Raw genomic sequence first — 14,878 nt, forward strand, 5'->3', positions numbered from 1 at the left:
GTCGCTCTAATATGAATTTGATCGAGTAAGGGTTTCCAATGCTGGTCATCGACAACCTGATGGTATTTTTCGAAAACGCCCTGGCCCTGAACGGGTTGAGTCTCGAGGTGGGCGAGGGGGAGATCGTGGGCCTGATCGGGTCCAACAGCGCCGGTAAGACCACCCTGATGAATACGGTGTCCGGCCTGATTATCGATATGCGTATCAAGGAGAAGAGAAAGGGCGGCGAGCGCATCACCATCTACGGAAGCATCACATACAAAGGCGAGGAAATTACCGACATGCCGCCGGACGATAGGGTCCGAAGAGGCGTCGTGCTGTCCCGGGAGCGGCATCCGGTTTTTCCGGAGAGCAGCGTCCTGGAAAATTTCAAAATAGCGGGCTACCTGCGTTCCAAGGCCGAAGTTAAGGAAACCATAGCGTATGTTTTCAACATGTTTCCGCCGTTGTCCAGGCTGCAGAAGCGCAGGGCCGGTTTCCTGAGCGGCGGCGAGCAGCAGATGCTGGCCATCGGAATGGCCCTGGTGGTGCGACCCGAGCTGTTGCTGCTGGATGAACCCCTGCTGGGCCTGAGCCCGATGATGCAGAAGGCCGTAATGGATGCGATCGTAGCGCTGAACAGGGAAAACGGCATCACCGTTTTGTTGAGTGAGCAGTTCGCCAGACCGGTGCTGCCGGTGGTGGACCGGGCCTATGTCGTGGAAAACGGGATGCTGACCCTCGCCGGAACCGGGGCCGAACTGATGAACAATCCTGAAATCAAAGCCGCATATTTCGGGGTCTGATAGATGCATGATAACCAAACCATAGCAACGCGATTCATGTCCACGGTCAAAAGGCGCGCCGGACACACAGGGGTTATCTACCTGGGTACCCGTTACTCCTACGGCCGCATCCGGGAACTGGCGGACGGTTTTGCCGCCGCCATGCTGAACGAGGGGCTTACCTCCGGCCAGAGGGTAATCATCTATGCGCCCAACAGCATCCAGTGGGTGATCGCCTGGCTGGGGATTCAACGGGCCGGCGGCGTCTGCGTCCCGGTTACGCCCATCTATACGCCCAGCGATCTGGAATACATCGCCAACGACAGCGACGCCGAGGCCATCGTTTGTGCGGACACCAATTTCGGCTACGTCAAAAAGGTGTTGCCGGAAACAAAATTGAAAACGGTGGTCATCACGCGCATGGCCGAGATGCTGCCGGCCTGGAAACGCCTTTTCGGCTACCTTTTCGATATCGTGCCCCGGGGCAGAACCATTCTCGATGAAAACACCTTCGAAATGGGCAAGCTCATCAGGACCCATGCCGGCGCTTCAGGCAGCCATCTGGATCTCCCTGAACGCAGGGGGTGCGACATAGCCGAGATTCTCTACACCGGTGGTACGACCAAACATCCTAAAGGGGTGCCCATCACCCACGACCTCTTTTTAACTTCCGCAGAGGAACAGATCCGGGTGAGTGAGCCGCTCTTCCCGGCCGAGGACAACGTGATCATGGCCAACGCACCGCTGTTTCACATCCTGGGACAGACGTGCAGTCTGGCAACGCTGCTGGTGGGCGGTACGCTGCTGGTCCAACCCAAGGTCAACCTGGACGCCACATTCGAATCGATCCAGCGTTTCAAAGCAAAGACCATGATCGGCGTCCCCACCCTCTACCGGATGATTCTAGAACACGACCGTCTGGACCAGTATGATATGCATTCCGTCGACTACTGGTACAGTGCCGGCGACGTGCTGCCCACCGAGGTGGGCAAGCGCTGGGAGGACAGGTTCGGCAAACCCATCTACCAGGGATACGGCGCCACCGAGACCTGTGGGGGTGTTTCCATGTGCCCCACCGACATGGCCAACCCGCCCAAGAGCATCGGCCGCGTCGTTCCCAGCAAAGCCATCAAGGTTGTCGACCCCGTGCTTCTGGAGCCGGTGGCACCCGGGGAACCCGGGGAGCTTTTGGTGTCGTCACAGCACATGGTCAGGCACTACATCAACAAACCCGAGGAAACGGAGGCGGCCTTTGTCGAACTCGAGGGGCGGACATGGTACCGGACCGCCGACGTGGTGTCCAGGGACGAGGAGGGCAATCTCTATTTCGTCGACCGGACCGTCGACACGATCAAACACAAGGGCTACCGCGTGTCGGCTTCGGAAATCGAAGCGGTTTTGCAGGAGCATCACGCGGTTGTGGCAGCGTGTGTGGTGGGCCTGCCGGACGAAATGGTGGGCGAGCGCATCAAGGCCTTCGTGGTCCTCAAGGAAGATGTCAAGGGTATCACCGGCTACGAACTGATCAAGTGGTGCCGCAAATCACTGGTTTCCTACAAGGTGCCGCAGTACATCGAATTCAGGGACATGCTGCCGAAATCAAAGGTGGGCAAACTCCTGCGCCGGGAAATTCGTGACGAAGAAAAACGCATGGCCGAGCAATAGACCTGTTCTGTCGGCACACGTTGTGCCGACAGAACATGCGTATTGTTATAACCCAAGCGATTTGGCGATGATGGTTTTCATGACTTCGGTGGTGCCGGCGAAGATGGTGATCACGCGCACGTCACGGAAAACCTTCACCAGGAAATTGGCCTCCAGGAGGCCGTAGTCTCCGAACAGGTCCAAGACCCGGTCGATCATCTGATTCAGGCTTTCTGAACTGGCATACTTGCTCATCATGGTCTCGCGGATCACGTCCCGACCTTCCATGTGTCCCTTGATGGTTGCATCCAGCAGGGCCCGGTTCATTCTGGTTTCGGTGGCCATTTCCGCGATGGTGAACTGCACCTGCTGGTATTTGCCCAAAGGCTTTCCGTCCACCTCCGTGGCACGGCAGTAATTGATGACCTCTTCCAATATCAGCTCCGCAACGATGACCGTCATGAAGGCGCAGACCAACCGCTCCTGTTGAAGCTTCTGCATCAGCATGATAAATCCGGCGCCTTTCTCTCCCAGGAGGTTCTCCTTGGGGATACGGCAGTTGGAAAAAAAGAGCTCGGCAGTGTCCTGGGAATACCCCCCCATTTTTTCCAATTGGCGACCCCTGGTGAATCCGGGGGTGCCGTCCTCGACGAGATACAGGGACACGGCCTTGTGCCGGTCCTCCACACCCGGGTCTTTAGCCGCCACGATTACCAGGTCGCAGTTGATGCCGTTGGAAATGAAGGTTTTGGATCCGTTGAGCACGACCTCGTCGCCCTCGTGCTCGGCAGTCATCTCGATGGAGGCGACGTCGCTGCCGGCGCCGGGTTCGGTCATGGCTACGGCGGTGACGATGTCGCCGGAAACGCAGCCGGGCAGATACTTTTTTTTCTGCTCCTCGGAGCCGAAGGAAACGATGTAGGGGACGACGATGTCGCTGTGCAAACCTGCCGCCAATCCGTTGAGGTCCGCTTTGCCCAGTTCTTCGGATACGATGACCGAATAAAGAAAATCCAGACCGGGGCCTCCGTAGGCTTCGGGGACACTGGTGCCCAGAAATCCTGCTGCGCCCATCTTTTTCCAGGCTTCCTTGGGAACGATGTGCGCTTCCTCCCACTGGTCGCGTTGGGGCACGAGCTCCTTTTGGAGAAATTCGGCAAGCGTTTTACGAAAGCGGTGATGATCCTCTGTGTAGTTCAATATGTTCATGGCGTCCCCCTGCTATTTGATTTTACCTATGACTGCTCTGGCAATGACATCCTTTTGAACGTCCCTGGCTCCCAGATGCAGCTCAGCGGCTTTGGCTTCCCTGTAGTAGCGTTCGACCTCGTATTCGGTCATATAACCGTAACCGCCGTAAAGTTGGATAGACTGCGCACCCACTTCCATAGCGGTTCTGGCGGCCGTCAATTTGGCCATGGAATTCAATTTGTGGTCCATGCGCCCCTGATCCCGGGTCCAGGCGGCTTTGTAGGTGATCAGCTCGGCCAGTTCGATTTTGGTGGCCATGTCGGCGATCTTGTGTTGTGTCACCTGAAAAGCGGCCAGTTTGCGCTGGAACTGCACCCGTTCCTTGATGTAGTCCATGGCCCGGTCCAGGGATCCAAGAGCCGTGCCCAGGGACTGGGCGGCGCTGAGAACCCTGCTTTCCGACAGGAAGGTTTCCAGTTGGGCAATGCCGGCCCCGGCGACGCCCACCAGGTTGTCGGCTGATACCGCGACGTTGTCGAAGGACACGTGGGATGTTGCCGTCATATTCCCGCCCAGCTTTTTTCCGGCGGCTTCGGTCGATATGCCGGGGCGGTCGGCCTCCACAACGATCATACTGATGCCATCTGCGGAATTTTCCGTTTCCTCCCCGGTCCGGCAAAGCACGATATAAAACCCGGCACCCTGGCCGTTGATCACGTTCATCTTCAATCCGCTGATGACCCATTCCTCTTTTCTACGGTCGGCCGTCGTTTTGATGGATGTGAAATTTCCGCCGCGCTGGCTTTCCGAAAAGGCCGCTGCTGGGAGCATTTCTCCTTCGGCAACGGGCGGCAGAAAGGTTTCCTTCAAATGATCCGAACCGAACCGGAGGATGCTTTCCGATCCAAAAGTGGACATGGCCAGCGCGCCGCCGATGCTCGCGTCCTTGCGGCAGAACGCTTCGGAAACCAGAACGGCCTCTAACATGCCCATGCCGCCGCCGGAATATTTTTCGGGAAAGTGGATACCCACAAAACCCAGGTCGGCGGCTTGCTTCCAGATGCTTTCCGGGAACCTGCCGTTCTTCTCATATTCATAGGCCAGTTCCTTGTCGAACTCTCCTTTGGCAAATCCCGCAGCTGCCTTCTGAATCTGCTTCTGTGCTTTTGTCAATTCGAACATGCCGTCCCTCCATCGCTGTCATGACAGTTTCTAAGGTTGGTCGAAAAAAAAATCATACAAGGTTGCCTCGGTATTGGCAAGTCGCGAAACGGTCAAAATTCGGCATTACGCGTTATACGAGGCATTACCTGAATTAAGCGATAATATAGTGGCGGCAGCCTTGTGCTTGACCACACCGTTTTTCACGAGATATATAAGGGCGGGTAGATTCTTGAGCCTTATCGGAAGCGACGAATCCAGCTGATTGTAGAAAAAGGGAGATATACATGCGTAAAAAACATTTCATATCGACGTTATCGTTAATTATTCTGTTGGCACTGACGGGTACGGTGAAGGCCGACCAGTATGAGGATACAATCAATGTGTTTAAATCGTCTGAATCCGTGCAGCCGTTTTTTGAAAATGCCTATGGCTATGCGCTTTTTCCAACGGTGGGTAAAGGCGGTTTCGGTATCGGCGGCGCTTTTGGCAAAGGGCAGGTTTATAGAAAGGGGACGGTTACCGGCAGCGTTTCGCTGGTAAAGGCGACCATCGGATTTCAGATGGGCGGCCAGGTCTTCAGCGAAATCATCTTTTTTGAAGATAAACGGGCGTACGATGATTTTACCGGCGGCAACTTCGAGTTCGATGCCTCAGCGTCGGCCGTGGCCATCACCGCGGGGGTCCAGGCAAAGGCGGGAACAGAGGGCACGACCGCCGGAGTAAGCGCCGGACCCGCCACCGGCAAGCAGGCTCCCTCCGTTTATCGCAAAGGTATGGCCGTTTTCGTGCACACAAAAGGCGGCCTCATGTTCGAAGCGTCCATTGGCGGCCAAAAGTTCACCTTTACGCCCAATTAATTTAGCGCGGTTAACATAATTACAACATATACATTTGGGGTACGAACGTCCCCTAAAATTTAAATACTAAATGTGTGGGGGCGGGATGGGTTTCAGTCATCTATCGGCAGGTCTAACAACTGTTCGAGGCCGGTGATGGTCGGTTCGAAAGGTTCTACGTCGGGCCAGTTGCGTTTGACGCTGCGGTGCTTGAGCCAGACGGGGCGGAGGCCCGCATCCCGGGCGCCGCAGATATCGATGCGCCAGTCGTCGCCCACGTAGAGGGTTTCTTGCGGCGCAAGGTCCATTCGCTGCAGGCATTGGTTGAATGGTTCCGGATCGGGCTTGGGCGGCACCCCTCCCTCGCCGGCAACGACCACCACCTCGAAAAACCGTTCCAGGCGGGGGAAGAGGGCAAGGCGGTGGGTGCCGGCGTTTTTTTGCCCCTGGGTGTTGGTGACGAGCCCCAGGCGGAAGCGTTCGCGCAGCTTTTCCAAAACGGTCATGGTTTCGGGAAAGGGAGTGGTGAGGGACTTGACCGTTTCCCAGTAGTCGCTTTCCCAGGCCTGCAGCCGCTCCCGGTCCGGCGTGAGGCCGAACGGTTCGCAGACCGCCTGCCAGATGGCCGGCCGGGAGAAATTCGATTGCTGGTGAAAGGCTTTGCGGCGTTTGCGGTATTCCCCGAGAAATCGATCCCAGGGTACCTCGTCCGGGTCTAATTCCGCATACAGCTTTTCTTTGGCGTCTTTTTCTGCGGCCTTGAACCCGTCGGCCGAGTTGACCAGGGTCTGGCCGAAGTCGAACAATATGGCTTTCATTAGAAACGCCCTGTCCTTAAAAGCGTCAATGCATCACATTGAAAATCAATTATTTCCCCATTTTTTCAAGTAATTGGCGCAGAGATCCTCCGCGCTGGGGACATACTCCTCCTTGGGGATGGAGAGCAGGGTGTAGTTCATGAAGTTGAGCCAGTTGACATTGCCGCTGAAGATGTTTCCGGCCCAGGTGCCGCAGCCCAGCGTGTCCGTGGTGGGCAGACCCGTGTTCCATCCGCCGCTGTTGGCATGGGCATGGGGCATGTTGCAGACCACCCGGCCGACATTGGCGCGCAGGGCCAACTGCACCCGGCGTTCGTCGTTTTCCGAGTGGATCGACACGGAGTGGCCTTCGCCGGAGAACTTGAGGATTTTTTCCAGGCGGTCCAGCATTTCGTCGAAATCGGACCATTTCCAGACGGTGAGCACCGGGGAAATTTTTTCGCCGGAGAAACGGTCCTCCGGTCCGATCTTTTCACCGATCACCATCAGGAAGCGGGTGTCGGCGGGTACGTCGATACCGGCATTCTCGGCGATCACGGTGGCCGGTCGGGCCACGATGTCGCGGTTGAGGTGCTTGCCGTCCGGCCACATGTAGCTCCGCAGCGTCTCGCGCTCCTCGGTGCTGCACAGGTAGCCGCCTTCGGCCTTGAGGGCTTCGAGCATATCGTCGTAAATGCTTTCGTAAAGGGCCACGGCATTTTCGGACGAACAGGAAGCGGAGTTGTTGGCGATTTTGGAGAGCCTGATCTTGTGGGCGGCAGCCTCCAGGTCCGCGCTGTCGTCGACAATGGAAACCACATTGCCGGCGCCAACCGTCTGGGCCGGTTTCCCGGCGGCGTACACCACCTTGACCAGGGCGGCGCCGCCGGTCGCCACGGCATAGTCGCAGTTGGCCATGACCTCGGCGGTTTTGGCATGGCTGGTGTTCTTGATGCACTGCATCAAGTCCGCGGGGGCGCCGATTTTTTCCAGGGCCTTGCGCGCATGCATCACGGTTTCGTAGGATGTTTTCTGGGTTCTGGGGTGCGGCGACACGATCTGGGCGTTCCTGGTTTTGAGCGTGCTCAGGGCCAGGCAGCAGATGGTCGATTCGGGGTTGGTGCAGGGCACCACGTTGGCGATGACGCCGATGGGCTTGGCGTATTTGCGAATGCCCAGCGCCTTGTTTTCTTCGATGAGGCCGCTGGTCTTGGCGCCGCGCATGTCATAAAGCGTCCCCAGGGTTTTGTTTTTGATCTTGTTCTTTTTATCTTCGGCGTTGCCGATGTCCGACTCCTCCACGGCCATGTAACCGAGTTTGTGGCGAACGTCTTCTTTCAGAAATTCCCATGCCACGGCTTCGACCATCTCGTCGACCTTTTCCTGGGGCCAGAATTCGACCTCCTTGAAGGCCTTGCGTGCACGTTCATACATCTTTTGAACATTGTCTTCCATGATGCATTCTCCTGTTTTTCAAATATGTTTTAATATCAAATCACAATGGCAAAAAAGGGCACAAAAATGACAATTGCCATGTTCCGATACCATTACTTCAGCGGCAGGGCGTAGCCCATTTCCTCAAAAGCTTCTTTGGCGACCACGAAAAAGTTCCTGATGTCCTTTTCGGTGATCAAACCGAGGTTGCACAGGCGGAAGGTTTCCAGGCCGAACATCTTGCCGGGATAGATGGTAAACCCCCTTTCATAGCAGTAGTCGTGCAGCTTGAAGAAGTCGAAGCGCCCGTCCCCGGGAGCCTGCACGGTTACCACCAGGCGGCCCTGGATCTCCCGGTCGATGACCGATTTGAGGCCCATCTCCCCGAGCCCGCGGTGAATCGCCTCCCAACACTTGGTCAACCGTTCCCAGCGTGCGTGCTCGCCCTCCTCGAAATATTCCCTGGCGGCCTGCTGCAGCGCATAAATGGTCTGTACCGGGGGGGTGAAATGCATTTCACCCACCCGTTCGAAAAAATCGTACTGCATGAACAGGTTGCAGTAATAGGATCGCGTCGGATAGTCTTTGGACTTTACGATTTCGGCGATGTTTCCAACGGTCCACGATGCGCCGGTCATGCCGGCCAGGCCCTTCTGGGCCGAAGACATCAGAAAGTCGATGTTCTCTTTTTCGATGTCTATGGGCATGAGGCCGTATGTGGAAATGGTGTCGACCACGAACACGGCGCCGTTGTCGTGGGCCAGCCTGCCGATTTGCCCGACGGGGTTCAGGACGCCCGTGCCGGTTTCGTGGTGAACGGCAGCCACGACCGCAATGTCCCTGTCTTTTGCCAGGGCCTCTTCGACGGCCGTTAGATCCGGCAGACCGGTGGCGGGAAACTTGAGGTCGATGCAGGGGATGTGGTAGTAAGCGGCAATTTCCACCATTCTGGCCGCGTAGGCACCGTTGTTGACAACACAGATTTTCTTGCCCTCCGGCACCAGGGAGTTCACGAGCACATCCTGCACGATGGTTCCGGAGCCGGTAAAAATGACGGCACTGTATTTCTCGGGATCTCCGTGAACCACCTTCACCAGGTCGCGGCGGACCCGGGTCATGACGTCTACGAATTCCTGTTCCCGGGGACAGATGTCGGGCACCACCTGGGCGTATTTCACGGCGTCGCTAGTGGTGGCCGGCCCCGGGTTCAGCAGTACGTTCCTCTTGACGGGTTTGACGACTTCCATGATTACCTCCGTCCTTCTGTTAGAGTTTCCCCACTTTCTTGATACCCGATTTTTTGCTGGGGTCCTGAATCTCCTCGACAATGCTGAAGCCGCTGCCCCTGACGCCCTGCATGCTATCGAAACGTTCCTTCCACTCTTCGGGTGTCTTGCACAGGGACGACTTGGCATGGGCGGCCCTTTCGGAAAGGGGCGGTACCGGTCGATCTTCAGGACCGTCATAGTCCTCTTTGGGCGTCAACTGCTGGCCCAGGCGTGAGGTCCCCCGGCGCTCCACCTCTTCGATATAGTGGGCGCCGGCCGCAAAGGAGCGGGTGACCGCCAGGATGGCCCAGGTGGCTTCGGGCGTAAAGCCGAGATCCAGCATGGTGGCACCGGTGGCGCCCAGCATGTCCAGATCAACCGGCGTGTCGGCAGCTTCCTGCGCCGCCTTGACCACCGCTTTGATGAAGTCGATATACTTTCCGGCCACACCGAGTTTTTCAGCCCGGGCGATCATGCGTTGGGCCGCGGGGTCCTTGAGCATGAGGTCCGAAACTCCCAGGGCTTCGTCATGCAGCTTGTCCGCCACCAGCATCCTGGCGGCCTCATCCAGGGAGAGATCCTGTTCTACGGCTATTTTCATATAGCTGTCGAGCATATTGCCGAAGGCCGAATAGGCGCCGTAGGCGTGTCCGAAGGCCATGATCGAAGCACCGCAGGCCTGCGTCAGGAAGGTTTTGGACCGGGCTACTATCCTGGAGATGGCCGCCGGGGAGGAGAGCCCGTCCTCCAGGGCCATGATCATGACGTAGTTGAGCATCTGCCCCTCCTCGACAGTGGGGATGCGCGCCTGGTAGTCCACGAAAAGAACCTCGATGACGCCGTAGCCCTCCTCCATCATCTCGGTGGTGTCGTACCCGCGGGTGACGATGCGGTGCACGTTTTTATAGGCCACTTCGGAAACCCACTGAAAAGGCGCTCTCTGGGTGTCTCTCGGCACGGTGCCGTACTCGCGGTCATAGTAGTCGAAGGGATTCTTGGAGCTGCCAAGATTTCCGATCCCGCGTTCCCTTTTGGCCTTGTTCAGGGCGTCTGTTTTCTTCTTGTCTAGATAACCCATTGTTTGTATTCTCCCTCTTCCTTCTGTTTTTTGGCGTATTCCTGCTGTTCTTCCTTTTTGGGAACGATCCTGTCTTCGGGACCGACGTATTTGATCATGGAAAGGTCGATCATCTGCACCATGGGTTCGTTCCGGGATGCTCCCCAGGCGCGTCCCTTTTTCATGTTGTAGAGGGCGTGGGCCGCACAGCTGAACCCCCGCACAACGCTGCCGATGCACCACCCGGCATTGGGCGAGAAGCCGATTTCCATCAGTGCCGTGTTGCCGGACCCCACGACGTTGACGCCGACATAGGAGCGCCCTTCGGCCTTGCGCCTGGCGTGAAAGTGCTTTTCCAGGGCCCGCTGAAATTCGAGATACACGCCTTCCAGTTCCAGCTCTTCCTGCCGGAGATGGATCGGTTCCGCCCTGGGGTCGCTGTCGATGTGCTGGGGCTGGCCCATGCCCATGACGGGGCGGCCGGCATCCATGTATTCATCCACCAGGGTCTTGGCCATTTCGTCTACGGTTTTACCTTCCTCCCGGGCCCGCTTCAAATACTTGTTGAGCATGTAGCCGTGGGCCGCGCCCGGGCCGTGGACACCGCCGAAGGTGGAAACTGCAGCAGCTACGCAGACGGGCAGATTCGGGCGGCCGGCACTCACCCCGATGGCGCCCACCGCCGACGGCGACATGGAGTGCTCGAGAAAAACGCCCATTTCGTACTTGAGCATCTTTTCTTCCTTTTCTGTCGGGATGCGGTTTTGGAAGAGCACGAACATGGCGTCGTAAAACGAGTAGCCTTCCTCTGCCAGGTCACTCAGGTTGTATCCCCGCATGACGGTCTTTTCTTCCGTTTTGTAGGAGATCGAGGTTTTTCTCCTGATCATTGGGTCTCGGTTCATTGCAGATCCTCCAGTTGTATGTTTTTTGCAGTTATATGAGTAATGTTATCAAAATATTAGCATAAAAAATCGATCCGGTATGGGCCGGCCTGCACGCCATATAGAACCGCTTGTTTTATAAGTCAATGTAATAAATATTATAATTTGTATAATTTATTATTATACAGAAAGCAGGGGAGCTTATAAAGATCGGATTCAGGCGGATCACCGTTACGCCACCGTTGCATCACCGGGGGGTATTTATGGGGATGGAACTGCGGTCTTCAATGCCCTGAATGTTTCTATGTGGTGGTCTTCTTCGGCGATGATGCGGTCCAGCAGGTTGCGAGCCTCCTCTTCGAGGACAAACGCCTTGAGCATTTCATAAAACAGGATCCCGTCTTTTTCAGATTCGATAAAGACCTCTATCAGTTCGGAAACCTGCCATATATCGGCAAAGTCTACATTTTCAAGCGAAAAGGCCTCTTTTCCGATAATCGTATTCAGGAAACTGCTGTCCAGATTTTCCTGGGCGAGTGTATCCGTTTGATGAGAAACTTCCGTTTTGAGGCCCTCGAACCAGTCAACATGCGCGGATTCCTCGCCGGCAATCCATTCCAGGGCCGTTTCTATTTCCGGAACGGATGTCTTGGCGGCTGCTTCGAGGTATATCTTGCGGCTGTTTTTTTCGAGTCGGATGGCGATGTCCAGTATTTCGTTGACGGCAAACAAATGGCACCTCCCTATGCATCGGGAATATTCAGCAGTTGCTTGAGACGCTGCAGTTCCGATTCTGCATCGCCGACGAGTTCAGCCATGATGCCGCTGATGGGCAGAATCCTGTCGGCCAGCCCCACGGATTGCCCGGCCATCAGGGAACCCCCATCCACATCGCCGTCGATGGCGGCCCGGCGCAGCGCCCCCGCCCAGAAATTTTCGACTTCATACTGCGCTTGCCGGTTGTCTATGCTGTTGTCCTTCAGTTTCTGCATGATGCCGAGCTGGAGCTTGCCGAACGCTTCGGTCCCCTTGTTTTTGAGCGCTCGGACCGGGATAACCGGCAGCCGGCTGTCGAACTGTGGGGTCGCAACAGCGTCGCGCGCCTTGGCCCGCCTGAAGCTTTCTTTAAAATCCGGGTGGGCTTTGCACTCTTCAGACATGACAAAACGGGTGCCCATCTGGATTCCCGCGGCGCCCATCATCAACAGGTGGGCCATCATTCTTCCGGTGGCTATGCCGCCGGCGGCGAAAATGGGGACGTCATCCATCTCGAAGAGGATTTGCTGAAGCAAAACCAGCAGACTGACCGGACCGATGTGGCCGCCGGCCTCGGACCCTTCCAGCATGAGGGCATCGGTTCCCATTTTGACCAGCCGGAGGGCCAGCGGAGCGGTCGGTGCAAAACAGATAACCTTGGCGCCGGCGTCCTGGGCCAGCCTGATTTCCGGTTCGCGGGGGATGGAACCGGCGAACATGACCATGTCACAGGCCATGTCGCACACCATGCGCAGCTGCTCCTTGTAAATGGGAGACACCGTGATCAGGTTGACGCCAAAGGGCTTGTCCGTGTATTCGTGCAGACGTTCGATCTCTTTTTCCAGCTGGTCGACCGGCGTATTCCCGCCTGCCAGGAAGCCGAACCCGCCGGCTTCCCCCACATCGCCAACCAGCTTGTAATCGCTGATCCAGGTCATGGCGCCGCATGTGATGGGGTAGCGGCACCCGAGAAACTCCTGCCCGCGTTCGAAAAATCGGTCTATCAGCACGTCGGTGTCTCTTCCTGTCGGCATATTCTAATAGGGTCGTTACGGGCAATCGTTCCGCCCTGGACGACCCTGGCAAAAACGCCTTCTCTCGGCATGATACAATCCCCGGCCTGGTAATAAATAGCGCATTTTTTAGGGCACTCTTTTCCGATCTGTGAAATTTCGAGGATGACGGTGTCACCGAGCTGCAGCCGGGTTCCCACCGGCAGATGCGGCAGGTCGATGCCGGTGGTGGCGATGTTTTCGGCAAAGTCCCCAAAGGTCACATCCAGACCCGTCCGACGCGCTTTGTCGATACTTTCGGCTGCCAGCAGACTGACCTGTCTGTGCCAGTTTCCGGCATGCGCATCGTCCTCAAGCCCATGATCGCGAACGATCACGGCGGTGTCGACAGTGGCTTTTCTGGTACCCTTGTGCCTGCTGGCGGCGATGGATACTATTTTCATGGTTTTTGCTTTCATGGTTGAACCCAATAAAAGGACCGGGAGAGAAGAAGGCTTCGGGGGCGTTCCAGCGTCCGGTCTTCTGCGGCCCCATTTGTTTACCTCAATCCATTATACACGTGTTGACATGTTGTTTATGCAACTATGAAGTTTATTCGCTTTCTACGGTCTCGATGATCTCTTTGAGGATATCACAGGCGCGGCACCTTTTCATCTTCGATTCCCAGTTTTCCTCGGGTTCACCGCCGCAGATCGTACCTGAAACGAACCAGCACATTTTTCCACACTGGAATTCCCAGGCAGGGCATTTTTCCTTATGCTTCGGGGGGCAGTTATTGACAACCCAGCAGGATTTCCGGGGGATTTTGTTGCCGCGCCTGTTGGCCAGCAGGAAAAGCATCTGCCGCTCCACACCGGGAGGGATATTCCGCCATCCCTGCTCATAGCTGTGTATGGCCTTCAAAGACGTTCCTAGAAGCTGAGCGATCTCTTTTTGTGTTTTTTTGAGGTGTTTCCTGAGGACCGAAAATTCGTTAGCGTCCATAATGTCTCCAGCGCTTGTTTTATTGATTTTGTCCCGAATATTGCTACATTGTGGCAATGTCTGTCAAGAAAAAAACGACATGGAAATCAGCGACCTCCTGCAGAGCCTGATGTATGAAAAAGGGCCCTTAGAAGGGGTCTGATCGGCCGACGCCGCTGATTGGTTTTAACTTCCTTCATACGTCACCGGCTCAGCCGGTGACGTATGAAGGAAGTGAGTGCGGGATCGAAAAACGCTCACTGCCGCAGAAAAGCATGAACCCCTTCTTTTTACCTATACAGGCCAGGGTCATGTTGAGGCTGGCGGCCAGTTCCACGGCCAGCGCCGTCGGGCGCGACATGCTGATCATGATTTCCAGGCCGGCCCGGGCGGCCTTCTGAACAAGCTCGAAACTGAGCCGCGATGACATGGCGGCGACGCGCAGGCTGGCGAGGTCATTGTTCATGAACGCTTTTCCGATGGCCTTGTCCAGGGCATTGTGCCGCCCCACATCTTCCGCCCAGGTCATGGGTTCCACGTGCCTGTCGAACACCATGGCGGCGTGGGAACTGCCTGTAAGGGCATACAACTCCTGGTGCTCGGAGAGGCGCTGTACGCATTCCTTGGCTTGATCGATGGTCATTTTAACGGTGTTGCCGACGGGTTTCACGATTTGATACAGGTCGGCCAGCAGCTCCTTGCCGCAGATGCCGCAACTGGTTTGACTCATGAAGCCCTGTCTGTTCAGGAGGTTGCGGACCTTTTTGCGCCTCTCGGGCACCAGGGTGGCTGTGACCACATTGACGCCGTCTTCCGTACAGTAACCGAGGGTGGCAAAATCTTCGGGCCTTTCCACGAGTCCTTCGGCGAGGCAGAACCCGGCGGCGTGTGCCAGTTCATCGCCGGGGGTTCGCATGACAACGGAATAGGGCTTGCCTTCGATGCGGATGGACAGCGGTTCTTCCAGAATAAAAGCCTGCTCTATCTGTTGAAAGGTTCCGTTTTCGTAGATAATCATCTTCTGGGTGCGGGAATTTTTCATGGTCTTTATGCGGTCCTCAAGCGTTTACTTCAACGTAGCCCAAACCGTATGCCTAACGCCATCCC

General features: G+C 56.4%; 15 protein-coding genes. 3 read left to right on the top strand and 12 right to left on the bottom strand.

What is annotated here, in order from left to right:
• The first annotated feature begins 38 nt into the window (after positions 1–38).
• Together LJE94_04040 and LJE94_04045 are read left to right on the top strand one after the other, a co-directional pair.
• Complete coding sequence (locus tag LJE94_04040) at positions 39–785, top strand: ATP-binding cassette domain-containing protein (GenBank protein ID MCG6909280.1); 747 nt, start codon at positions 39–41, stop codon at positions 783–785.
• A gap of 3 nt (positions 786–788) precedes the next feature.
• Positions 789–2,429 carry an acyl--CoA ligase gene (locus tag LJE94_04045; GenBank protein MCG6909281.1) on the top strand — a complete coding sequence of 547 codons (1,641 nt, stop codon included), beginning with the start codon at positions 789–791 and terminating at the stop codon, positions 2,427–2,429.
• A gap of 45 nt (positions 2,430–2,474) precedes the next feature.
• Here LJE94_04045 and LJE94_04050 read toward each other — a convergent pair whose 3' ends face one another.
• Positions 2,475–3,617: an acyl-CoA dehydrogenase family protein gene (locus LJE94_04050; protein MCG6909282.1), complete on the bottom strand. Its 1,143-nt coding sequence runs from the start codon at positions 3,615–3,617 to the stop codon at positions 2,475–2,477.
• Positions 3,618–3,629: 12 nt separating this feature from the next.
• Positions 3,630–4,781: an acyl-CoA/acyl-ACP dehydrogenase gene (locus LJE94_04055; protein MCG6909283.1), complete on the bottom strand. Its 1,152-nt coding sequence runs from the start codon at positions 4,779–4,781 to the stop codon at positions 3,630–3,632.
• Positions 4,782–5,047: 266 nt separating this feature from the next.
• On the opposite strand from LJE94_04055, the gene LJE94_04060 reads away from it, so the two are divergent.
• On the top strand, positions 5,048–5,620 hold the full coding sequence (locus tag LJE94_04060) for a hypothetical protein (protein ID MCG6909284.1): 573 nt from the start codon (positions 5,048–5,050) through the stop codon (positions 5,618–5,620).
• 92 nt (positions 5,621–5,712) lie between these two features.
• On the opposite strand, the gene LJE94_04065 is transcribed toward LJE94_04060, so the two are convergent.
• The 10 genes from LJE94_04065 to fdhD form a co-directional block, all read right to left on the bottom strand.
• Positions 5,713–6,417, bottom strand: a complete 705-nt coding sequence (locus LJE94_04065; protein MCG6909285.1) for an HAD family hydrolase — start codon at positions 6,415–6,417, stop codon at positions 5,713–5,715.
• Positions 6,418–6,462: 45 nt separating this feature from the next.
• Positions 6,463–7,851, bottom strand: coding sequence for an aldehyde dehydrogenase family protein (locus LJE94_04070; protein MCG6909286.1), 1,389 nt, complete (start codon positions 7,849–7,851; stop codon positions 6,463–6,465).
• Between the two features lie 92 nt (positions 7,852–7,943).
• Positions 7,944–9,077 (bottom strand): 2-aminoethylphosphonate aminotransferase, encoded by a 1,134-nt coding sequence (locus LJE94_04075; GenBank protein ID MCG6909287.1) that lies wholly within the window; start codon positions 9,075–9,077, stop codon positions 7,944–7,946.
• A gap of 19 nt (positions 9,078–9,096) precedes the next feature.
• Complete coding sequence (locus tag LJE94_04080) at positions 9,097–10,176, bottom strand: hypothetical protein (protein ID MCG6909288.1); 1,080 nt, start codon at positions 10,174–10,176, stop codon at positions 9,097–9,099.
• Positions 10,164–11,060 (bottom strand): hypothetical protein, encoded by an 897-nt coding sequence (locus tag LJE94_04085; protein MCG6909289.1) that lies wholly within the window; start codon positions 11,058–11,060, stop codon positions 10,164–10,166. The genes LJE94_04080 and LJE94_04085 overlap by 13 nt, the downstream gene beginning before the upstream one ends.
• 240 nt (positions 11,061–11,300) lie before the next feature.
• The gene (locus tag LJE94_04090; GenBank protein MCG6909290.1) at positions 11,301–11,771 is read right to left on the bottom strand and encodes a ferritin family protein; all 471 of its coding nucleotides are present in this window, start codon (positions 11,769–11,771) and stop codon (positions 11,301–11,303) included.
• Between the two features lie 11 nt (positions 11,772–11,782).
• Positions 11,783–12,805, bottom strand: coding sequence for a nitronate monooxygenase family protein (locus LJE94_04095; GenBank protein ID MCG6909291.1), 1,023 nt, complete (start codon positions 12,803–12,805; stop codon positions 11,783–11,785).
• Positions 12,799–13,266 carry an MOSC domain-containing protein gene (locus tag LJE94_04100; GenBank protein ID MCG6909292.1) on the bottom strand — a complete coding sequence of 156 codons (468 nt, stop codon included), beginning with the start codon at positions 13,264–13,266 and terminating at the stop codon, positions 12,799–12,801. The genes LJE94_04095 and LJE94_04100 overlap by 7 nt, the downstream gene beginning before the upstream one ends.
• Before the next feature lie 133 nt (positions 13,267–13,399).
• Positions 13,400–13,792, bottom strand: a complete 393-nt coding sequence (locus LJE94_04105) for a transcriptional regulator (GenBank protein ID MCG6909293.1) — start codon at positions 13,790–13,792, stop codon at positions 13,400–13,402.
• 190 nt (positions 13,793–13,982) lie between these two features.
• Complete coding sequence (gene fdhD, locus LJE94_04110) at positions 13,983–14,813, bottom strand: formate dehydrogenase accessory sulfurtransferase FdhD (GenBank protein MCG6909294.1); 831 nt, start codon at positions 14,811–14,813, stop codon at positions 13,983–13,985.
• Positions 14,814–14,878 lie beyond the last annotated feature (65 nt).

It is taken from the genome of Deltaproteobacteria bacterium (assembly GCA_022340465.1).
Taxonomy (GTDB): domain Bacteria; phylum Desulfobacterota; class Desulfobacteria; order Desulfobacterales; family B30-G6; genus JAJDNW01.